Origin of the sequence: Campylobacter sp. RM16189 (assembly GCF_012978815.1) — a bacterium.
Taxonomy (GTDB): domain Bacteria; phylum Campylobacterota; class Campylobacteria; order Campylobacterales; family Campylobacteraceae; genus Campylobacter_A.
Map to the genome: position 1 here is coordinate 135,850 of NZ_LIWR01000002.1, position 20,188 is coordinate 156,037.

Below are 20,188 nucleotides of genomic sequence, written 5' to 3' on the forward strand. Positions count from 1 at the left end.
GCCAAATAGGTGCGGCTAATCTCTTTAAAATTCAAAATTTATATTTCTAAGCTCTTCTATTCCTCTTAAATCTTTTGAACTTAGTTTTACTTGTATCTTTTTTGTATCCGGAAGATTTTTATTTAGTTGAGATAAAATTTCAATCTGTCTATTAACTCTATTTTGCCAAAAATCGCTATTTTGTTCTTTTGGTATTATTTGATTTATAAAAATTCCACCCACATTGATAGAAAATTTTTTAAGAGTCTCGTGAGCCCTTAAAGTCTCATAAAGCGGCAATGCTTCTGGTATCATCACAAGATATATTGATGTTAAATTTATATCTTGTAAAATTTTATTTGCTCTTAAAAATAGGCTTTTTCTCTCTTCTAGCTTTGCTACGGCTTTTTTCCATCTCATTTCTTTGCTTGGGGTAAATGGGTTAAATTCATATTCGGGTTTATTTTTCCAAAATACTTTTGCCGCTTCAGCTACCTCGTCGCGCTTTTTTTGATGCTTCATTAGTCCTTCGGTCCAAGCCGACATTACGCTAGGCATAGCTAAAAGTCTAATTGTATGCCCCGTAGGCGCAGTATCAAAGATTATATGCTCATAATTTTTTCGTTCAACTAAAAGAGAGCAAATTTTTTCTAAAAGCGCAGCTTCTTGGGCTCCCGGAGTCTCTTTTGAAAGCTCTAAATGCTCTTTTATCTTTGGAAACATCTCCGGCTTCGCGTAGCTTTTTAAGGTATCCTCTATGTTTTTAAAATGCTCATTTACTATTTCATCAGGATTAAGCTCAAGAGCGTCTAAATTTGAGCTTACATTTACTATTTTGCTGCTAAGTTTTACATTTAGCGCGTCAGATAGGCTATGAGCCGGATCCGTTGAGATAATTAGTGTTTTTTTACCTAAATTTGCTAGCTTTGAAGCTATGGATGAAGATATGGTGGTTTTTCCTACTCCGCCTTTTCCACCGACAAAGATTATAGGTGTGATAGATTCTAGCAACATCCGAAATGCTCTATCGGGGAGTGTTGCATACCCATTCTTTTATGCCATGCGTGAAATTCTTCTAATAAAAACGGTAAAAGTTCTATAGTATAGAAACTTGCAGGGTTTTGGACGCCAAGGGTTTCAGCAAAAGCCATCAGCATAAAAAAATCATTTTCTTCTTGATAACTCTTTGTTAGCGCGCTTCTATAAGGGGCTTGATAGTATTCATCAAGCCCATCTAAAAAAGATTTTATTTTCTCTATCATTTTTTTATAAATTCTTTTTTGAGGATAGCAAAGCTCTCTAAGCAGACCATGGTAGTAGCGATTAATATAATACAATCAAGGAAGATTAAAAGCCAATTTCCTTTATTGTAAAAACTTACAAGCTGCAATAGTAGTCCCGCTATTGTAACAAAAAGCAAGAATACTAAAGGTATCAGAGTGTATCTTATAGCGCTTTTTTGTCTCATTACCATAACTGTGATAATTAGCAGAGTAAGCCCTGCCATAAGTTGGTTTGTGGTACCAAATAACGGCCATATTATCATACCACCTTTGCCGTCAGCTCCACCAGCTCCAAATGCAAGAAGCAGACATGAGCCTACTGCAAAAAGCGTAGCCACATTTCCATTTTTTAATATATTTAGATTATATACCTCTCCCCACTCTTGAAATATATATCTTTGAAGTCTAACTCCGGTATCCATAGTGGTTCCTGCAAATAGAGCAGCCATAACGGTTAGCATAGTAGCTGAAAGTTCAGGACTCAGCCCTATACCCATACTCATAATTTTTCCTCCTCCGTCTATAAATGCTCCTATTCCGCCCTTGCCAAATGCGCTATATACAGCCTCCCACTCAGATAGGCTAGCAAAACCAGCAGTTACTGCAAGGATGGCGGCGAGTGCTAGTAATCCTTCTCCTATAGCTCCGAAGTATCCTACAAATCTAGCATCAGGTTCGCTCTTTATTTGTTTTGCCGTAGTTCCTGTTGAAACTAAGCCATGAAATCCTGAAATCGCACCACAAGCTATAGTTACAAAAAGTAGAGGGAACATAGATGGAGTTCCGGCAGGTACGTTTGAGTTAAATGCCGGAGCGACTATATCAGGTGATACTATAACAAAAGATACATAAAGAGCTATAAGCCCCACAAATAGCTGAAGACCGTTTATATAATCTCTTGGTTGAAGTAGCATCCATACAGGAAGCATCGAGGCAACTGCCGCATAGATAAACAAAATCACTATCCAGGCTGCATTAGCATCTAGTCCCAAAACCTTACTAGGTAGAGATACAGGCACGCTAGGCCCGATATATATTAGAAAATATAGCGCAATAACACCTATGATGGAGACTAAAGGCAGGCTTAGCTTAAATTTATATATAGCTTGACCTATAAAGAATGCAACAACTAAAGCACCCCATACCGGAACTACCGCTGATGGAGTTTTTATCATCATACCTGCGATTACAACGGCAAATACGGCATTGACCATAAGTAAAAGTAAGAATATAACTACCATCATAAGGCTTCTAGCACGTTTGCTTAGAATTTGACCTGAAATCGTACCTATTGAGTAGCCTTTATTTCTCACGCTTGCCCAAATTGCACTCATATCATGAACTCCTGCGAAGAACACCGTTCCTAGTATAACCCATAAAAATGCAGGCGCCCATCCCCAAATAACTGCAATAGCTGGTCCCACGATAGGTGCAGCACCGGCAACAGAGGTAAAGTGGTGCCCCCATAATACAAATTTATTTGTAGGAACATAATCCACCCCATCTTCAAATTCATTTGATGGAGTTTTGAAATTCGGATCAAGCCTTAGTATCTTTTCGGCTATAAATTTCGAGTAGATAAAAAAGCCAGCCACAAAGGCTGCAAAGCCTATAAACATGAGAATTAAAGAGTTCATACAATCTCCTTTTTGCTTAGAATTTAGAGAGATTATAATTAAAATGATCTTTAAAATTTTATAAAATAGTATTAACTATGTAAAAAGAATATGAAAAATTACTAAAATTACACAATCTTATTATAAATATAATATTTTTATCTAATCTTTAAAAATGTTTTATAATATGGGTTTTTAAGTAAATAAAAATTTAAGAGAGCCGAAGCTCTCTTGAAAGGAGGATGTTATGAAGCTTTTTTGCCAAAAATAGAGAGCAAATTTGAGCCTATTTTTGCTATTAGGCTTGGTTTTTTATTTACGCTTAGCAGGTATTTTGCCACTTCGCTTCTACCAAACATCACGGCAAAAGTGTGAGGCGTAGCTCCCATGCCGTTGTTTGCGTTTATGTCCGCACCCGCTTCAACTAGAGCCTTTACCACATCTAAGTATCCCTTAAATGCAGCTCCCGCAAGGGGAGTTTGCCCTCTGTCGTTTCTTTCATCTACCAGTGCGCCGTTTGCTATTAGCATTTTTACGGTATTTATGGAGTTATTGTAGCTTGCAAGCATTAAGAGCGTATCGCCTTTAGCGGATTTTAAATTCACACTAAGTCCCGCTTTTATCATCTTTTCAAGCTCGCTTGCTTCGTCTTTTCTTGCAAAATCAAGCGCCATGAGGCAAAGTTCGTTATACCTTGCCTCTTCTTCTTTGCTAATCTCTAAATTTCTATCACTCATAACTTATTTCTTAAGTGCAGCTTTAACGCCTGCTGCATAAGCCGGTGAAATTTTCTCAAAATGTCCAAGAGCGCGCTCAACTATGAAGTCGCTTACTCCGCACATACTCTCTGCTATATTGTTAAATAGCTGAGATTTTTGGCAGTCGTTCATTAGGTTAAACAGATCTCTTGGTTGGCTGTAGTAATCGCTATCTTCTGCTCTATGATCGTGTCTTTGCATTACTCCTTCAAGAGCGATGTCAGGCTCTAGGAAGTCTTTGTTTTCTTTAGCACCGCCAAAGCTGTTTGGCTCATAGTAAGCCTTGTCTTCTATCTCATACATGCCGTTATTCATAGCGCCGCCAACTGTGTAAGTGCCTATCTCGTTTATAGGTTGATTAACTTTAAGCTGTGCGTAGTGAGTTCCGATTCTGTATCTTTGAGCGTCAGGATAGCTGAAAATTCTAGCTTGAAGCATCTTATCAGGGCTAAAGCTGATGCCAGGAACTATGTTTGATGGGCTAAATGCCGCTTGCTCAACTTCATTGAAGTAGTTTTTAGGGTTTTCATTCAGAGTCATAACGCCTACTTCAATCAGTGGAAAATCTTTATGAGACCATGTTTTTGTTAAATCAAACGGGCTAAAAGGTAGCTTTTTAGCTTGCTCGTCAGTCATTATTTGGATCTTGAAATCCCAGCTTGGGAAATTGCCTTTTTCTATATTTTCGTATAGATCTCTTTGGTGGCTCTCTCTGTCGTTTGCAACGATATCAGCCGCTTCTTTGTTAGTTAAATTTTTAATTCCTTGGCGTGATTTGAAGTGGAATTTCACCCAAAATCTCTCGCCGTCTTTGTTGATTAGGCTATAAGTATGGCTTCCAAATCCGTGCATAGTTCTGTAGCTTGCAGGAATTCCTCTATCACTCATTAGGATCGTTACTTGGTGAAGTGTTTCAGGGCTTAAGCTCCAAAAATCCCATGCCGCTTCATTTGATCGTAGGTGTGTGCGAGGATCTCTCTTTTGAGTGTGGATGAAATCAGGGAATTTGTAAGCATCTCTTAAGAAAAATACAGGAGTGTTGTTTCCTACTAAGTCCCAGTTGCCTTCTTTTGTATAAAATTTGATAGCAAATCCTCTTACGTCACGCTCCGCATCTGCAGCTCCCGCTTCGCCTGCAACTGTTGAAAAGCGTAAAAATAGCTTTGTTTTCTCGCCTTTTTGAAGAACTTTAGCCTTTGTATATTTAGATATGTCGTTAGTTATCTCAAGTACGCCGTATGCGCCGCTACCTTTAGCGTGAACCGTTCTTTCAGGGATTCTCTCTCTGTTTTGGTGAGCAAGTTTTTCGATTAGTTGATAATCTTGCATCATAACGCCGCCACGAGCACCTGCCGTTAGCGAGTTTTGGTTGTCGGCGATTGGATTGCCTGAAGTGGTTGTTAGTTGTCTCATAATTTTTTCCTTTTAATAAAATTTATTATTTCGGAATTATACTTATTTAAAATAAAATATTTCTTAAATAATAAAAAATATTGATTAGAATTTTAAAAATTTCAAATTTTACAAATCTCAGGATTGAAATTTAAAGCCGCTAAATTTAATTTATATCCTAAAACAGAGCCTAAAAGCATGGAGGCTGCCAAGCTTGCCATGAATATCACTTTCTTTCACTGGGGTGTGGGCGCTTGGGCTACTTATGCCATCGTCGCGCTTATACTTGCCTTTTTTGCGTATAGACACAACCTTCCTCTTACTCTTAGATCGGCGTTTTATCCGCTTATAGGCGAGAGAATTTACGGCAAGATCGGAGATGTGATAGACGTTTTTGCAGTGGTTGCGACACTTTTTGGAGTGGCTACCTCTCTTGGATATGGAGTCGTGCAGGTAAATGCAGGGCTTACTCACGTGTTTGGCGCTCCTAGTATGCATATAACTTTGCTTGTAGTGTTATGTCTGCTAGCTACCGTTTCAGCCGCAAGCGGAGTGGATAAGGGCATAAAAATTCTTTCAAATTCAAACATCATCATGGCTATTATATTTATGCTTTTTATATTGTTTTTAGGAAATACCACCGATCTTCTTCAAAGGCTCGTGCAAAATAGCGGTAACTACGTATCCACGCTTATCTCAAATACCTTTAACCTCTACGCGTATCAAAAAGCAAACAGCTCTTGGCTTGGCGGTTGGACGCTTCTTTACTGGGCATGGTGGCTCTCTTGGTCGCCTTTTGTAGGGCTTTTTATCGCTAGGATTTCAAAGGGTAGAACAATAAGAGAGTTTGTCGTAGGAGCACTTTTGGTGCCTACGGGATTTACCTTTATGTGGATGACTTTCTTTGGAAACAGCGCTATAACTCTTGTTCAAAACGGATTTAGCGAGCTTGCCGAAGCTGCAAATTCAAACACCGCATCGGCTCTTTTTATGTTTTTGGATAGCTTTAAATTTTCAAGTCTGCTTGGCACTATAGCCGTGATTATGATCGCGATATTTTTCATTACTTCGGCTGACTCTGCGGCGATGATTATGAATATGCTTTGCTCAAACGGCAAGGACAAAACTCCTCTTTGGCAGAAAATTTTCTGGGGAGCGGCGATTGGCGTTGTATCTTGCTTTCTTATGCTTGGTGGCGGACTAGCCTCGCTTCAAGCTATGACGATAGCTTCCGCACTTCCTTTTACTATTGCGCTTTTAGTAGCTATTTACGGGCTTTTTCAGGCTCTTAGAGTAGATCTCATAAAAAAACAAAGTAGAAATTTAGCCAACATGCCCGTTTCTGAGATGTCTAAAACTTGGCAAGAGAGGTTAAAAACGATCATATCGCTACCAAATAAGAAAAACGCGGACAAATTTATAAGCGAGGTTATCAAAAAGGTCTTTGATGAGGTGAGGGCTGAATTTGAGAAAAACGGCTTGCAGGCTAAAATTTCAAAGGACGAAAAGCGAAATTTTATAAATTTGATCGTAGGGCTTGGCGATGAGATGGACTTTAGCTACGGAGTAAAGCTAGTTAGAATGGAAAGCCCTGATTACACCAGAGCTCTTGAAGGAGATGATTTGTATTACAGAGCCGAAGTGTTTTTAAAAGAGGGCGGACAAGACTATGATATACTCGGCTGGAGCGAGGCTACTATCATAAACGACATCGTTGAGCAGTACCGCAAACACATGCAATTTTTGCATACGATTAGGGGCGTGTAGGCTTAAATTTAAGTAAATTTTTATATAATCACCCTTTTTTTGAAGGATGATTTATGAAAAGAGGATCTTGGAGTTCAAGACTTACTTATATACTTGCTATTGCGGGCGCTACGGTCGGTTTTGGCGCGACTTGGCGGTTTCCTTATCTGGTCGGTCAAAACGGAGGCGGGGCGTATGTGCTTACCTTTTGTATAGCTATGATCGTCATAGGAATTCCGATGATCTTAGTTGAAAACGCTATCGGAAGGCGCCTTAAAGTAAATGTCATAGACTCTTTTAGCGGTGTTGCAAACGGTAAAAAGATAGCCAAAATTTGGCGAGTGGCAGGCTATATGAGCTTGGCGGGAGCCTTTGGGATAATGGCTTATTATATGGTTATAGGCGGCTGGGTTCTAAATTATATAGCGCAAATTTTATTTGGGTCGCTTGATCTTGCAAGAGTTGTTGATTTTGCCACGACAAGTGCGTTTTATGAGCAAAATATCGTAAATAATCCTTTTGCAGTCGGCTTTGCTACCTTGGTTTTTGTTATGGTAAATTACATCATCTTAACTCAAGGCGCGGTTGAAGGGATCGAAAAGGCGGCTAAGTATCTCATGCCGATACTCTTTTTGCTTATGATTACAATGGTGGTTAAAAACATAACTCTTGAAGGGGCTATGGAAGGGATTAAATTTTATCTCACGCCTGATTTTTCAAAGATCAGTATGAAGCTTTTTGTAGATGTTCTTGGGCAGGTGTTTTTCGCGCTTTCGCTTGGATTTGGTGTGATGATAACGCTTTCTAGTTTTGTTAAAAAGGACGAAGCGCTGGTTAAAATTTCGGTCATAACGGGAATTTTAAACACCGTTATAGCCGTGCTTGCGGGCTTTATGATATTTCCTTCGCTTTTTAGCTTCGGAGTAACGCCTGATAGCGGGCCAAGCCTTGTGTTTAAAAGCCTTCCGATAGTATTTTCGCACATGCCGTTTGGAGGCGTTTTTGCGGTTACGTTTTTTACATTGCTTATGATAGCGGCTCTTACTACTTCGCTTCCTATTTATGAAGTTCTTATAACTACACTTCAAGAAAAGATGAAAATAGATCGCAAAAAAGCGATTTTGATAGTGCTATCGGCTATTTTTGTGCTCGGAAATTTACCTTCTTTAATGGCTACGAATTTGCTAAGTGAAGTAAAAATTTTCGGTAAAAATATCTTTGACGCTTATGACGCCATAAGTGCGACGATATTTTTCGTGCTTACGTCTTTACTTTGTGCGATATTTGTCGGCTGGGTTTTAAGGGATGAGGCGAAGGCTGAAATTTTACAAGGAAGCGAAAATCACAAAAAGATAATCAACTTATGGTTTTTGTATGTAAAATATATAATTCCGTTTGTGATTTTGATCGTTTTTGCAAGCAGCTTTTACGACAATTTTTTGAAATGATTTACTAAATTTTGATAGTATTTTGCAAAATTTATAATTTATAATAAGGAAATAGATGTTTAATCTTTTAATAACTATATTTTTTATATACACTTTAGTTAAAATTTATCTGGCGTTTTTGCAGATAAATTTTATAGCTAAAGAGAGTAAGGCTAAAGCCGTCGTGCTTAGCGAGGAAGAGTATAAAAGTGCGGCTAAAATAGCTATCGCAAACCAAAAATTTCAGATAGCAAGCCTTGTTTATCATTTGGGTATATTTATGATCTGGGCGTTTTGGGGGCTTAAATTTTTAGCAGATATCACGCTTAAAGGTGGCTCTGTAAGCGAAAATATCATCTTTGTGATGAGCTTTATAATCATATCCTCTATTCTTGAGTTGCCGTTTGGCGTATATGAAACCTTTGTCAAGGATAAAAAGCACGGATTTTCAAACACGACTCCAAAAATTTTTATAATGGATACTTTAAAAGCTCTTGCCTTAACTCTTGTTTTCGGCTCGCTTTTTGTCTGGCTTATCTTGCTTTGTATCGATTTTTTGGGCGAGCTTTGGTGGTTATGGGCTTTTTCTCTTAGCTTTGTGATAGTTTTAATGATAAATTTGATCTATCCGACTATAATCGCGCCTCTTTTTAACAAGATGCAACCTCTTGAAGAAGGTGAGCTTAAAAGCTCTATAGAAGGACTGCTTGATAGTTGCGGATTTAAAAGTAGCGGTGTATTTAGTATGGACGCAAGCAAGCGAGATAACAGGCTAAATGCTTACTTTGGCGGACTTGGAGCGACAAAGCGCGTGGTGCTTTTTGACACGCTTATAAAAAAGCTTAGCCTAGATGAGATAATCGCCGTTTTGGGTCATGAACTAGGACACTTTAAGCATAAGGATCTATTTAAGATGATAGCTCTTAGTGCCGTGATGCTGCTTGCGATGTTTGCGCTGTTTGGAAATATCCCTGCGTCTGCATATAACGCGCTTGGGCTTGAGAAAGAGGGCGGAGCGATAATCGTATTTATACTTCTTTTCTCGCCGATTTTTAGCTTCGTTTTTAGCCCGGTTATCTCGGCAGTAAGCAGAAAGAACGAGTTTGGCGCGGATAAATTCGGTGCAAGCGTAAAGAGTAAAGATGACATGATAAGTGCGCTTAAGAAGCTGGCTAGTGAAAATAGGGCGTTTCCTAAAGCGCATCCTGCTTATGCTTTTATCTATCACTCGCATCCTAGCCTTTATGAGCGTATAAATGAGCTAAAAAATGAGAATAGATGAGGCGCTAAAAGAGGCGAGCGCTCAAATTTCATCTTTATGTGATAATCCCGCAAGAGTTGCTAAAATCCTGCTTATGCATCATCTTGGTGTGAGCATAGAGTGGGTGTTTTTAAATTTAAGCAAAGAGCTTCAGGATAAGGATGAGTATTTTGCCCTTATTGATAGGTTTGCCTCTTGCGAGCCGCTTGAGTATATAACGGGCAAAGCAGGCTTTTACGGACTTGAATTTTTAGTTGAAAATGGAGTTTTAATCCCTCGTCCCGAGACTGAAATCTTGGTTGAAAAATCGCTTGAAATTTTACGCGAATTTAACGCTCCAAAAGTTTGCGAGATAGGCGTTGGAAGCGGGATTGTAAGTGTATGCTTGGCACTTAATTCAAACGCCTTGATAACGGCGACCGATATAAACGAAAAAGCTTTAAAGCTAGCGCATAAAAATGCCGTTAAATTCGGTGTAGAAAAGCGCATAAATTTTATTCATTGCGCCTATATGGACGAGGCTTGTGGCGAATTTGATCTAGTCGTTTCAAATCCGCCTTATATAGCAGACGGCTATAAGCTTAGCAAATTCGTGCTAAATGAGCCGCATGAGGCGCTATTTGGCGGTAAAAACGGCGATGAAATTTTAAAAAACATCATCTTGCAAGCAAGAAACCGTAATATAAAAAATCTCGTTTGCGAGATGGGTTACGATCAAAAAGAAAGTATGGCAAAAGCCCTTGAGATAAACCGATTTGAGGCTAAATTTTATAAGGATTTGGCGGGTTTTGACAGGGGATTTGTCGCCAAATTTAAATATCAAATTTAAAGGAAAAATATGAAAGGTTTATATCTTTTGCTTTTAGCGGCTCTAATCGGCATAGAAATCTCAATAGGAGCTTTTATCGCGCCTACACTTTTTTATCCGCAGAGTATCATAGGAGATGGCGTTTTGACACATTTTCAAAGCGGACTTTTGATGACAAATATATTTGTAAAATTTAACTACGTTTTAATCGCGGTTGCGATTTTGGCACTTGTTTACGAGCTTTTTATGCTTAGAAGCGACGTTAAGTTTGCTCTAAAATTCAGCTCTTTTATGCTCGCGCTTATAAATTTTGCTCTAGCTACATCTTTTGTCTTTTATTTTACCCCTTACGTGCTAAACGCGCAGGCTTTGGGTGAAGCAGGAACCACGACGCCTGAGTTTTTTCAGATGCATAAGGCAAGCGAGCTTGTGATGAAAGTGATGATGGTTGCTCAGCTTTTGCTCTTTTTTATCAAATTTCCACGTGCAAAAGAGGCTTAAGGCAAATTTATGCAAGAAAAGCCCGATATCCAAGAGGTGACCGATTTTTTGATCGACTACGCGGCAAAGATGCTAAGCATAGGCACTTACACGGCTCGCATAGATCGCTGCGTAAGCAGGATAGCGCGCGCTTACGGATACGACGTGAGCCTTACTATCTTTGTAAAGCACTTTACTATAAGCGTGATGGATCCAAATGATAATTCTATCCGCCGAACATACGTAAAATCAAGTGCTACAATGCCTATCAGCTTTAACCTCATATCCGAGCTGAGCGCTCTTAGCTGGCAAATTTATGACGAGCAAATTTCGCTTAAAAGAGCAAGAAGCTTTTTTAATGAGATCATAAGCCACACTAAGCGAAATTTCGGCGTATCACTTATCTTGATGAGTTTTGCAAATTCGGCTTTTTGCAAGCTCTTTGGTGGAGATATAGGCTCGATGGCAAGTGTTTTTGTGGCTACTTTTATCGGATTTTATCTAAGACATCTGTTTAGTAAATTTGGCATAAATTTAAAAATTCAATACATAATAGTCTCTTTTATCTCGTCTTTTATCGCTTATCTTGGAGTTTATCTTGGAGTTTCAAATACGCCTGACGTGGCGATTGGATCGAGCATTTTGTTTTTGATGCCGGGCGTTTTGCTTATAAATTCGGTATTTGACATACTTAACGAAAACACGCTCGTTGGCATTAGTAGAGGGCTAAACACCGGACTTTTGATAATCTGTATCGCAATAGGCGTTTATATGACGATTGCCATTTCAAATATAGAGCTTTTAAATGTTTGATCTCATTTTTTTAACTCTTACGGATGCGTTCTTTGCGGCGATTGCAGGGCTTGGCTTTGCTTATGCGAGTTCTCCTCCGAAACGCACTTTGATATACTCCGCAGCACTCGCCGCACTTGCTCATGCAAGTAGGTTTATGATGCTAAAGAGCGAAATTTTTTCTATCTCGATCGCTACTCTTTTTGCCTCTTTTTTGGTTGGAATTTTAGGGATATTTTTTGCACGCAAATTAAAAGTGCCTGCCGAGATCATAGCTTTTCCAGCGCTTTTGCCGATGGTGCCGGGAATTTACGCTTACAAGAGTATTTTGGCTCTATTTTCTTTTACTAATAGCAGTGAAGTTTCTCAAAAGATCACTTATTTAATGCTCTTTTTTGATAATGCGTTAACCACCGTTGCGGTTTCTCTTGCGCTTGGAGTGGGCGTTTCTGTGACGCTTTTGATCTTTTATGAGCAATCTTTAATGGTAACGCGTGGCGCAAGGTGTGATCTAAAAATTAAAAAAAATACTTAGTATAAATATTAATTTGAAATTTATTATCTGTTAATATAATTATATAAATTTTAAGCTCAAGGGGATGAAAATGCAAGGTAAAATTTTAGATGTCGGAGTTATATCTGCAAAAGATGGTGCTAGATATCGATTTGATGTCGAAGATGTTAAGAATTTAAACAACAAACCTATTGATTCTTTAATAAGCGCAGAAGTTGATTTTGAAATAGTTGACGGTTTGGCAAAAGAGATATATATCACAAAAACTCAATTTAGTCTTGATATATTAAAGCAAGATGATATAAAATCAATAAAATTAAAGGTTTATATAAGCATAGCTGCGGGCATCTTATCCTCAGTTCCTACAATAGGTTTTATGTTTAGTATTGTTTCTATAGTAGCTATGGTTTTTGCTTTGATTTCTATCAAAAAAGTTACAGGAAGCAATACAATACTTAAAAATTATATTTTGATGAGTGTATGTTTGTTGGCGGGTTATATGATTGTTATTTTTGCTATTATTCCTGCTATAGCTTTTGGAGTTAATGGAAGCAGTATAGGATTTATACCGATAGCTATTGGCTTAGTTTTATTTGTATATGGCTTTATAGTGGGAATTAAATACTATAAAGAGCTTACTAAACTAAGCGGAGATCCGTTTTTTATATATAGTTTTTGGCTCTTGGTTGCAGGATATTTAACTTTGGTCTTTGGCATAGGATATTTGTTTATTTTGGCTTCTTTCGTGCTCCAACTGATAGCATGGGTAAGATTAAAAGAGCTTAAATCTTATTAATTTTTTTATGGTTTAAAATTAAGTTCTATTATTTATGAAGACTATTAAATATCTAGAATTTTCTAAAGGCAATACATGAAATTTAGAATTTACTACGAAGATACGGACGCTGCCGGCATAGTCTATCACGCTAACTATATCAAATTTTGCGAAAGAGCAAGGAGCGAGGCGTTTTTTAACTCTGATTTAGAGCCGTTTAGTAAGGATGGCTATTTCGTAGTAAGTGAAATTCACGCCAAATTTAAAAAACCCGCAACACTTGGTGATATGATTGAGGTTAGAAGCAAAGCCGTGCAGGTTAAAAAAGTCTCTATTGTTATTAATCAGCAAATTTATAAGGTCGGAAATTTAAAGAGCAAGTGCGAGCCTGAACTGCTCTTTGAAGCCGATGTGACGGTAGTTTTTATGAACAAAAAAGGCATGGCGAAGATGAGTGAGCAGATGCTTGAGTTTATCTCGTCGCGTCTGCTTGAATAAAGCTTGATTCGCCTGCTTTTAAAATTTTTGTATTGTAAATCACCTGCGAATTTTTCACTCGCTCGCTAAATAGCTTTTGTGCGTTTTGATTTAAGTAGGCGGTATAGATATAGTCCATGCCTACGCTTGTGGAGTAGCCGACCCAGTTAAAGTTGATATCTTGTCCTAAAATTTTATTATTTGAATCAAGGCTACTATCTACGGCGGAGAGAGAATTTGCTATATAAATTAATTCTCTATCCTGCGGTTGGGTTAGTTTAAATATGCTTGGAGTATAGTTTATCTGCGTGCTTAATAGATTGGTTGCATTTATATCATATACTCTAAGTTGCGAGCTTAATAGCGATGTTTTTAAAATAGGAATATTTAAAAATATTGAAGCTTCGTTTATCTTGCTGTTTCTATCTACGAAATTTTTAAGATCAGTTTGATTTCCTATTTCGTTTTGATATACAAGACCTCCGCTAAGCTCTTCTGAGTATCTGTTTAATGTGCTTCCTAATAGGCTGCCGTCGGAAAATGCAGCATTTTTGCCATTTGAAAAATCCAAAAGTCTTGCAATCTGTTCTTTGTAATCAATTCCGCCAAATATCAAATTTGCTTTTAAAATAGGCAGAGTTGAAGAGTGGAGTGTAGGTATATAAGCGAGCATAGAATCTTCTAACAGATTATTTAGATGCGCTACTCCAACTTGAGTAAATGGAGTTATCAGATAGCTTATGTTTTCAGCTTTGGCTCTTGTTAAGGCATCGCTTATACTATCCGTAGATTCGTTACCGATGTTGTAAAATTTAATATCTATATTCGCATTTTGTCTTATCATGTATGCGATAGCAGAATTTGATACTACTGCGGCGTAGCTTTTGATACTATCTTGGGGTATTATAATAGCGATTTTAAACTCCGCATTAGTGCTTGGTATAAATACTTTCTCTGTTGATATCTCTCCTTTGATAGTTCTAAAAGCTTGAATAACTTCTGCATTGTCACTTCTTTCATATCTTGCCAAAAAACTATGCAAAAGACCGTCTTTAACTAAATTTAAAAGACAGGTATCGTCGCATTTAAATGGTTCTAAATTTATGTAAATTTCATACGCAGGCGGAATATCTGAAAGCTTATCACTCTTAGCAAAAAGTGAAATTTGTATAATTAAAAAAACTAAAAGAATTTTTCTCATAACAACCCTTTGATTTTATTTAAATCATCTATTAAGGCCTGCTCTTTGCTTGGATTTTTTAGCACCCATGCTGGCGAATAAGTGGCCATAAGATAGGAATTTTTAAATCTTAAAACATTTCCTCTGATGGATTCAAAGCTATTTGTTCGCTCCAAATTATTGATTAAATTTAAAAATACGTTTTCGCCAAGAGCGACTATAATCTTTGGTGAAATTATATCTATTTGAGACATTAAATATGGCTTACAAAGTTCGTAGCTAAGATTTATGGCTAAGTTGTTTCGGTGAATTTTACACTTTATTATGCTTGTCATGTAAAATTCATGCTTGTTAAGGCCTAAAATTTCATATATTACCTTGCAAAATTTCTCCCCGATAGATCCTTCTAAAAACCTTCCGCTGATATCCTCGCTAACGCTTGGCGCATCACTTATAAACATTATCTTGGAATCCAATCTTCCACTTCCCACTAAAGCGTTATTTCTGCTCTTGCAAAGCTCGCATAAGTTACAGTTTTTAATCTGCTCTTCAAGCTCTTTTATATCGTTTGAAACATTATTTTTTATATGTAATCCAAAAGATGGATTTATATATCTATACCCAAATGCCTTTAAGTAGTGAAGTTGTCTTAAAATTTCAATTTCGTTTGCATAAATCATTAAAAAATATTATCAAATTGCCAGTTAAAACTAAATAAAATTTTTAAAAGCCTATTTTAGAAAATTTTTATTTTGATTATCTCTTATGAGCTTTATAAATTTTATTCAATGGATTTTAAGTAATTTGTTGTTAAAATCACGACTTTATCATAAAATTTAATAAAAGGAAAAAGTTATGAAAAGGACTTATCAGCCTCATAAAACGCCTAAAAAACGCACTCATGGTTTTCGCCAAAGAATGAAAACAAAGAATGGACGTAAGATTATAAACGCAAGACGTGCAAAAGGTAGAAGAATATTGGCGGCTTAAGTAAATTTGGTTCCATAAGCGAATCAAAGGAATTTTTGACGGTTTATAAAGAGGCGAACAAGTGGTATTGCGATTGTTGTACCATATTTTATAAACCTTCAAACGAGCCCAAACTAGCTATAGTGGCTAGCAAAAAAGTTGGTAAAGCTGTGGTTCGTAATCGTTGTAAAAGGCTATTGCGAGCAGTTTTTAATCAAATTCATAATGAGCTTGAAGACGGTGTTTATGTGGTTATTGTTAAGGCGGGACTTGAGCAGATCCCTTATTTAAAGATTCAGAAAAATATATCTTGGGCTTTAAAAAAGCTTGGATGCTTAAAGCAATAAAAATAACGATGAGAGAGGCAATGATATCTTTAATCAAATTTTATCAGCGTTATATTTCTAAATTTACCCCAAAGTCATGTCGATACTATCCCACATGCTCCGAATATGCCATCTGGCAGTTTCAAAACAATAAATTTTTTTTAGCTTTTTTAGCTACTATTATTAGAATTCTTCGTTGCAATCAGCTATTTAAAGGTGGTATAGATTACCCTGTTATTTATAAAAAATTTAGCTCTTTTTCAATTTTTTACCAAAACGTTAGACCTAATATAAATTTTTGGTTTATCCCATATAAAGAGAATAAATTTTATGTTATAAAAGTCTTAGATTCGTTAAAGGAAAAATAGTGTTAGATAAACTATCTGTTCAAAAGAGAGTTATTTTGGCTACGGTCATCTCTTTTATTTTTTTTATAGTATATGATTATTTTTTTATCCCTAAAAATTTGCCAATAGATCAAAATAGAACAGTGAGTGTTCAAGAAACACAAGCCAAACAAGCACCTGCTACAACTTCAAATTCTACTGCTTCTGTGCCTGATATTAGCGAAAGTCAAACCAAAACAATAGCTACTATCAAAGGCGCTTATTTTGAAGCGCAAATTGATAATTTAGGCAGAATTTCAAAATTTTATTTAAATGAAGATAAATATAAAAATGAAGATGGAAGCAGGATAGAGCTAACTTCTAAAACCCTTCTTCCGCTTGAAATTAGATTTAGCGATACAAATTTAAATGAGCAGGCGTTTAAAACAGACTATGTAAGCAATCTTAGTCAGATAGACGTTACGAACTCAAAGCAAACTTTGGTTTTAGCTCAAAATTTAAATGGATCCAAAGTAGTTAAGAACATTACTTTCTATCCTAGCGGTAACTATGATTTGGAGGTTTTGGTTAGCAACGGAGAATACTTTATAACTCCTGGATTTAGACCAAGTGTGGTTGTGGATAATTATACTGTTCATGGAGCACTTATACGTCATGCGGATGAGAAGTTAACTATACTAGAAGATGGTGACTTGGAGGGTACTGAAAAATTTGATGATGTGAATATAGCGGCCGATAGCGATAGATACTATACTACTTTATTTTATTCTTTCGATAAGCCTTTAAATGTAGTGATGTCTAAAGATACCGCCGATAATGCTATAGTTTTTATTAAAAATACAGGAGATTTTAAGACTAGTGGATATATAGGTGCTAAAGATCATAAGACATTGGAGTCTATAGACGCCAGATTAACAGATGTCATAGAGTATGGATGGTTTACATTTATAGCTAAGCCTATGTTTGGGTTTTTAAATTTACTTTATGGATATATAGGCAACTGGGGTTGGGCGATAGTAGTGCTTACATTGATTATAAGACTTGTGCTATTCCCTCTTACATACAAGGGAATGCTATCTATGAATAAGCTTAAAGAGCTTTCTCCAAAAATTAAGGAGCTTCAGACTAAGTATAAAGGAGATCCGCAAAAGCTAAACGCTCATATGATGGAGCTTTATAAAAAACACGGTGCGAATCCTATGGGAGGTTGCTTGCCTATAATTATGCAGATTCCGATATTTTTCGCAATTTATAGGGTTTTATTAAACGCTATAGAGCTAAAAGCTGCTCCATGGATACTTTGGATACAAGATTTAGCTGTTATGGATCCATATTTTGTTCTACCTATACTTATGGGTCTTACGATGTTTTTACAGCAAAAGCTTACGCCTACGACATTTACAGATCCTATGCAAGAGAAGATTATGAAATTCCTGCCTTTGATTTTTACATTCTTCTTTGTGACATTCCCTGCGGGACTTACTCTTTATTGGTTCGTAAATAACGTTTGTTCGGTTATTCAACAAATTTTTGTAAACAAGCTCTTTGAAAAACACAAAAAAGTGGAGGTAAAAGCATAATGCGTATAGAGGCTAATAATCTACAAGAGGCCTTTCAGAAGGCTGCCACCGAGCTTAATTGCTCTGTTACTGAGCTTGATATTAAGATTATTCAAAATCCAAGCTCTGGATTTTTGGGTTTTTTCAAAAAAACGGCAATAATAGAGGCTTATAGAGAAAATAAAGAGAGAAAAGATAAAGAGGGTTCAAAAAACAGCTCCAAATTTGGAAAAAAGCATAAAAAAGATAGAGTCGAGAATAAAGAACATAGCTCTGAAAATTGCAGTGAGCATGTTGAAAATAAAAAAGATAGTAAAAATTCTCAAAAATCCGAAAGATCAAACGATAAAAAACGCAATAGAAACAAAAAAAGAAATCATGAAAACAGGGATGAAAAACAGGACTTAAACGGAAATTCTGCAAAGTCGGAGAGAAAAGACGAGCTTTCAAAAACTACATCGGCCAATATCTCTGATAATGCATTTAAATTTGATGAAGCTGAACAAGCTCATTTATATATAGAGCCTAGTCAAGAAGTCGAGCAAAAGCCAAAAGCAAATAAGGAGAGTTGCAAAAATATTCTTGATAATTCGATCATTGATACCTTTAATAAAAGCGACTTTGATGATAAAGAGGATAAAACTAGCGAAAATAAAGCAAAAGAGCAAAAACCAAGAGCCGATATAGAGAAAGTTTTGCCTGAGATAAGAGAGAATCTGACAAATCTTTTCAATGCTAGCTGCTTTAAAATAGACAGGATAGAGGTTGGTAAATTTAATGACGAGACTATATTAATAGAGCTTGACGGCGAGGATGCAGCGCTTCTTATAGGTAAAGAAGGATACAGATATAAGGCGATTTCATACCTTATATACAATTGGATAGGTTCTAAGTATAATATTTCGGTTCGTCTTGAAATAGCTGAATTTTTGAAAAATCAAGAGGCGGCTATGGATGAATATTTAAAAGGCATAATAGAGAGAGTTAACTCATCTAAAAAAGCCAAAACTAAGCCACTTGATGGAATTTTAGTCAAAATCGCACTAGAAAAACTACGCGAGCAATTTCCAGATAAATATGTAGGTATAAAAAGCGATGGAGATAAGCAATTCGTAGTAGTTAATGATTTTGTAAAAAAGCATGAATGATACAATCGCAGCCATCGCCACAGCTCACGGAGTTGGCTCTATATGCATAGTTAGGCTAAGCGGCGAAAATGCCCTTAGTCTAGCTCTTAAACTTACCAAACTTCAAACGTTAAAACCAAGATTTGCAACTTTAGCTAAAATTTACTCAGACGATGAATTTATAGACGAAGGCATAATTTTATACTTTAAAGCGCCTGCTAGCTTTACCGGAGAAGATGTGGTTGAGTTTCAGACTCACGGCGGATTTATGGTGGCAAATTTGATCCTTTCTAAGCTCATAAATTTAGGAGCTAGACTTGCGCAGCCCGGTGAATTTAGCAAGCGTGCGTTTTTAAACGGCAAGATGGACTTAAGCAAGGCTGAAAGCATACAAAATTTAATCAATGCAAGAAGCGAAAGTGCCGCTAAAATCATAGCTAGAGCTATGAGGGGCGATCTTGGCAAATTTGTAGATGAGATTAGAGGCGAGCTTGTTAAGACGCTTGCCTTTGTCGAGACTAGCATTGATTATGCTGATGATGATCTGCCTGAAAATTTGATGAGCGATATCAAAAACATGCTTATGTTAAATCACCAAAAGCTTGATAAAATCGTATCTATAAGCAAAAGTCGCAAAGGGCTTATCGAAGGCTTTAAGGTGGCGATAGTGGGCAAGCCAAATGTCGGTAAAAGCTCGATTTTAAACTCTCTTTTAAATTACGAACGAGCGATCATCAGCGATGAGGCTGGCACTACTCGCGACCGCATAGAAGAAAGCCTAAATATAGGTACTCATTTGGTTTGCATTATAGATACCGCAGGCATTAGAAAAAATGCAGGCAAGATCGAGCAGATCGGTATAACGCACTCTTTAAAGGCTATTGAAGAAGCCGATATAGTTTTAGCCGTGTTTGATGCATCAAATAAAGCTGATGAGCAGGATTTTGAGATACTAAATTTGCTTAGAGAGTCTCAAAAAAAGATATTTTACATACTTAACAAATGTGATTTAGAGCTTAAATTTCAAACTTCAAAGCTTAGCGATCCTCTTAAAATTTCGGCAAAAAATAGTGCTGAAGAGATAGTTAAAAGGCTTGAAATATATCTTGACAGCCAAGAGGTAAATGAAATTTTGCTTAATTCAAAACGTCAAATTCAATGCTGCAAAAACACAAGCGAGGCGATCAAAAGAGCTTTAAATTTGTTCAGTGAAAGCGAGCTTGAGCTGTTTGCTTATGAGATAAACTCGGCGATCGCGTCTATCTCGTCCATCACAAAGCCGTTTGAGAGAGCCGAGATACTTGATGAGATGTTTAGCAATTTTTGCCTCGGGAAATAAAATTAAAAAGCTTGCACCAAGGCCAGAACAAAA

General features: G+C 36.9%; 22 protein-coding genes. 15 read left to right on the plus strand and 7 right to left on the minus strand.

The genetic code is table 11. The features are described 5' to 3' along the window. Window positions 1-24 precede the first annotated feature (24 nt). From CDOM16189_RS01565 to CDOM16189_RS01585, 5 genes are all read right to left on the minus strand, one after another. Entirely contained in the window at window positions 25-993 is a 969-nt protein-coding gene (locus CDOM16189_RS01565; RefSeq protein ID WP_169973797.1) for an ArsA family ATPase, read from the minus strand. Next, window positions 984-1,241, minus strand: a complete 258-nt coding sequence (locus tag CDOM16189_RS01570) for a cory-CC-star protein (RefSeq protein ID WP_169973799.1) — start codon at window positions 1,239-1,241, stop codon at window positions 984-986. Before CDOM16189_RS01570 ends, CDOM16189_RS01565 begins: the two co-directional genes overlap by 10 nt. After that, the gene (locus CDOM16189_RS01575) at window positions 1,238-2,899 is read right to left on the minus strand and encodes a carbon starvation CstA family protein (RefSeq protein ID WP_169973801.1); all 1,662 of its coding nucleotides are present in this window, start codon (window positions 2,897-2,899) and stop codon (window positions 1,238-1,240) included. Before CDOM16189_RS01575 ends, CDOM16189_RS01570 begins: the two co-directional genes overlap by 4 nt. 224 nt (window positions 2,900-3,123) lie before the next feature. Next, on the minus strand, window positions 3,124-3,615 hold the full coding sequence (locus CDOM16189_RS01580) for an ankyrin repeat domain-containing protein (protein WP_169973802.1): 492 nt from the start codon (window positions 3,613-3,615) through the stop codon (window positions 3,124-3,126). 3 nt (window positions 3,616-3,618) lie between these two features. Continuing rightward, window positions 3,619-5,049 carry a catalase gene (locus tag CDOM16189_RS01585; protein WP_169973804.1) on the minus strand — a complete coding sequence of 477 codons (1,431 nt, stop codon included), beginning with the start codon at window positions 5,047-5,049 and terminating at the stop codon, window positions 3,619-3,621. Between the two features lie 123 nt (window positions 5,050-5,172). Between CDOM16189_RS01585 and CDOM16189_RS01590 the strand changes: the two genes are divergently transcribed. The 9 genes from CDOM16189_RS01590 to CDOM16189_RS01630 all read left to right on the plus strand — a co-directional run bounded on the left by CDOM16189_RS01590 (window position 5,173) and on the right by CDOM16189_RS01630 (window position 13,329). Then, window positions 5,173-6,795, plus strand: coding sequence for a BCCT family transporter (locus tag CDOM16189_RS01590; RefSeq protein WP_249321456.1), 1,623 nt, complete (start codon window positions 5,173-5,175; stop codon window positions 6,793-6,795). Between the two features lie 53 nt (window positions 6,796-6,848). After that, window positions 6,849-8,222: a sodium-dependent transporter gene (locus CDOM16189_RS01595; RefSeq protein ID WP_170000703.1), complete on the plus strand. Its 1,374-nt coding sequence runs from the start codon at window positions 6,849-6,851 to the stop codon at window positions 8,220-8,222. 55 nt (window positions 8,223-8,277) lie between these two features. Next, complete coding sequence (locus tag CDOM16189_RS01600) at window positions 8,278-9,483, plus strand: M48 family metallopeptidase (protein WP_169973806.1); 1,206 nt, start codon at window positions 8,278-8,280, stop codon at window positions 9,481-9,483. Continuing rightward, a complete protein-coding gene (gene prmC, locus CDOM16189_RS01605; protein WP_170000704.1) occupies window positions 9,470-10,291 on the plus strand; it encodes a peptide chain release factor N(5)-glutamine methyltransferase in 822 nt (273 codons plus the stop codon). The genes CDOM16189_RS01600 and prmC overlap by 14 nt, the downstream gene beginning before the upstream one ends. Window positions 10,292-10,300: 9 nt before the next feature. Continuing rightward, the gene (locus tag CDOM16189_RS01610) at window positions 10,301-10,771 is read left to right on the plus strand and encodes a DUF4149 domain-containing protein (RefSeq protein WP_169973811.1); all 471 of its coding nucleotides are present in this window, start codon (window positions 10,301-10,303) and stop codon (window positions 10,769-10,771) included. A 9-nt stretch (window positions 10,772-10,780) separates the two neighbouring features. Beyond that, window positions 10,781-11,563: a threonine/serine exporter family protein gene (locus CDOM16189_RS01615; RefSeq protein WP_169973813.1), complete on the plus strand. Its 783-nt coding sequence runs from the start codon at window positions 10,781-10,783 to the stop codon at window positions 11,561-11,563. After that, window positions 11,556-12,077 carry a threonine/serine exporter family protein gene (locus CDOM16189_RS01620; protein WP_169973815.1) on the plus strand — a complete coding sequence of 174 codons (522 nt, stop codon included), beginning with the start codon at window positions 11,556-11,558 and terminating at the stop codon, window positions 12,075-12,077. The genes CDOM16189_RS01615 and CDOM16189_RS01620 overlap by 8 nt, the downstream gene beginning before the upstream one ends. Window positions 12,078-12,147: 70 nt before the next feature. Continuing rightward, entirely contained in the window at window positions 12,148-12,852 is a 705-nt protein-coding gene (locus CDOM16189_RS01625) for a hypothetical protein (RefSeq protein WP_169973817.1), read from the plus strand. Between the two features lie 75 nt (window positions 12,853-12,927). Further along, a complete protein-coding gene (locus tag CDOM16189_RS01630; RefSeq protein ID WP_169973819.1) occupies window positions 12,928-13,329 on the plus strand; it encodes a YbgC/FadM family acyl-CoA thioesterase in 402 nt (133 codons plus the stop codon). Here CDOM16189_RS01630 and CDOM16189_RS01635 read toward each other — a convergent pair. Then, the gene (locus CDOM16189_RS01635) at window positions 13,304-14,509 is read right to left on the minus strand and encodes a hypothetical protein (protein WP_169973821.1); all 1,206 of its coding nucleotides are present in this window, start codon (window positions 14,507-14,509) and stop codon (window positions 13,304-13,306) included. The genes CDOM16189_RS01630 and CDOM16189_RS01635 overlap by 26 nt on opposite strands. After that, window positions 14,506-15,168 (minus strand): uracil-DNA glycosylase, encoded by a 663-nt coding sequence (locus CDOM16189_RS01640; RefSeq protein ID WP_169973823.1) that lies wholly within the window; start codon window positions 15,166-15,168, stop codon window positions 14,506-14,508. Before CDOM16189_RS01640 ends, CDOM16189_RS01635 begins: the two co-directional genes overlap by 4 nt. A gap of 175 nt (window positions 15,169-15,343) precedes the next feature. On the opposite strand from CDOM16189_RS01640, the gene rpmH reads away from it, so the two are divergent. Genes rpmH through mnmE form a run of 6 tightly spaced genes read left to right on the plus strand, consistent with a single transcriptional unit; the run spans window position 15,344 to window position 20,155 of the window. Continuing rightward, complete coding sequence (gene rpmH / locus CDOM16189_RS01645) at window positions 15,344-15,478, plus strand: 50S ribosomal protein L34 (protein ID WP_169973825.1); 135 nt, start codon at window positions 15,344-15,346, stop codon at window positions 15,476-15,478. 14 nt (window positions 15,479-15,492) lie between these two features. After that, window positions 15,493-15,804, plus strand: a complete 312-nt coding sequence (gene rnpA / locus CDOM16189_RS01650; protein WP_260953145.1) for a ribonuclease P protein component — start codon at window positions 15,493-15,495, stop codon at window positions 15,802-15,804. Between the two features lie 8 nt (window positions 15,805-15,812). After that, window positions 15,813-16,151 (plus strand): membrane protein insertion efficiency factor YidD, encoded by a 339-nt coding sequence (yidD, locus tag CDOM16189_RS01655; RefSeq protein WP_169974043.1) that lies wholly within the window; start codon window positions 15,813-15,815, stop codon window positions 16,149-16,151. Continuing rightward, window positions 16,151-17,710 carry a membrane protein insertase YidC gene (yidC, locus tag CDOM16189_RS01660; RefSeq protein WP_169973827.1) on the plus strand — a complete coding sequence of 520 codons (1,560 nt, stop codon included), beginning with the start codon at window positions 16,151-16,153 and terminating at the stop codon, window positions 17,708-17,710. Before yidD ends, yidC begins: the two co-directional genes overlap by 1 nt. Beyond that, complete coding sequence (locus CDOM16189_RS01665) at window positions 17,710-18,837, plus strand: Jag N-terminal domain-containing protein (RefSeq protein WP_169973829.1); 1,128 nt, start codon at window positions 17,710-17,712, stop codon at window positions 18,835-18,837. The genes yidC and CDOM16189_RS01665 overlap by 1 nt, the downstream gene beginning before the upstream one ends. After that, window positions 18,830-20,155 carry a tRNA uridine-5-carboxymethylaminomethyl(34) synthesis GTPase MnmE gene (gene mnmE / locus CDOM16189_RS01670; RefSeq protein ID WP_169973831.1) on the plus strand — a complete coding sequence of 442 codons (1,326 nt, stop codon included), beginning with the start codon at window positions 18,830-18,832 and terminating at the stop codon, window positions 20,153-20,155. Before CDOM16189_RS01665 ends, mnmE begins: the two co-directional genes overlap by 8 nt. Window positions 20,156-20,188: the final 33 nt, after the last annotated feature.

What these genes read in the sequence shown, in the direction of transcription:
- CDOM16189_RS01565 (WP_169973797.1), bottom strand. Translation starts at nt 993, where the DNA reads ATGTTGCTAGAATCTATCACACCTATAATCTTTGTCGGTGGAAAAGGC.
- CDOM16189_RS01570 (WP_169973799.1), bottom strand. Translation starts at nt 1,241, where the DNA reads ATGATAGAGAAAATAAAATCTTTTTTAGATGGGCTTGATGAATACTAT.
- CDOM16189_RS01575 (WP_169973801.1), bottom strand. Translation starts at nt 2,899, where the DNA reads ATGAACTCTTTAATTCTCATGTTTATAGGCTTTGCAGCCTTTGTGGCT.
- CDOM16189_RS01580 (WP_169973802.1), bottom strand. Translation starts at nt 3,615, where the DNA reads ATGAGTGATAGAAATTTAGAGATTAGCAAAGAAGAAGAGGCAAGGTAT.
- CDOM16189_RS01585 (WP_169973804.1), bottom strand. Translation starts at nt 5,049, where the DNA reads ATGAGACAACTAACAACCACTTCAGGCAATCCAATCGCCGACAACCAA.
- CDOM16189_RS01595 (WP_170000703.1), top strand. Translation starts at nt 6,849, where the DNA reads ATGAAAAGAGGATCTTGGAGTTCAAGACTTACTTATATACTTGCTATT.
- CDOM16189_RS01600 (WP_169973806.1), top strand. Translation starts at nt 8,278, where the DNA reads ATGTTTAATCTTTTAATAACTATATTTTTTATATACACTTTAGTTAAA.
- prmC (WP_170000704.1), top strand. Translation starts at nt 9,470, where the DNA reads ATGAGAATAGATGAGGCGCTAAAAGAGGCGAGCGCTCAAATTTCATCT.
- CDOM16189_RS01610 (WP_169973811.1), top strand. Translation starts at nt 10,301, where the DNA reads ATGAAAGGTTTATATCTTTTGCTTTTAGCGGCTCTAATCGGCATAGAA.
- CDOM16189_RS01615 (WP_169973813.1), top strand. Translation starts at nt 10,781, where the DNA reads ATGCAAGAAAAGCCCGATATCCAAGAGGTGACCGATTTTTTGATCGAC.
- CDOM16189_RS01620 (WP_169973815.1), top strand. Translation starts at nt 11,556, where the DNA reads ATGTTTGATCTCATTTTTTTAACTCTTACGGATGCGTTCTTTGCGGCG.
- CDOM16189_RS01625 (WP_169973817.1), top strand. Translation starts at nt 12,148, where the DNA reads ATGCAAGGTAAAATTTTAGATGTCGGAGTTATATCTGCAAAAGATGGT.
- CDOM16189_RS01630 (WP_169973819.1), top strand. Translation starts at nt 12,928, where the DNA reads ATGAAATTTAGAATTTACTACGAAGATACGGACGCTGCCGGCATAGTC.
- CDOM16189_RS01635 (WP_169973821.1), bottom strand. Translation starts at nt 14,509, where the DNA reads ATGAGAAAAATTCTTTTAGTTTTTTTAATTATACAAATTTCACTTTTT.
- CDOM16189_RS01640 (WP_169973823.1), bottom strand. Translation starts at nt 15,168, where the DNA reads ATGATTTATGCAAACGAAATTGAAATTTTAAGACAACTTCACTACTTA.
- rpmH (WP_169973825.1), top strand. Translation starts at nt 15,344, where the DNA reads ATGAAAAGGACTTATCAGCCTCATAAAACGCCTAAAAAACGCACTCAT.
- yidD (WP_169974043.1), top strand. Translation starts at nt 15,813, where the DNA reads ATGAGAGAGGCAATGATATCTTTAATCAAATTTTATCAGCGTTATATT.
- CDOM16189_RS01665 (WP_169973829.1), top strand. Translation starts at nt 17,710, where the DNA reads ATGCGTATAGAGGCTAATAATCTACAAGAGGCCTTTCAGAAGGCTGCC.
- mnmE (WP_169973831.1), top strand. Translation starts at nt 18,830, where the DNA reads ATGAATGATACAATCGCAGCCATCGCCACAGCTCACGGAGTTGGCTCT.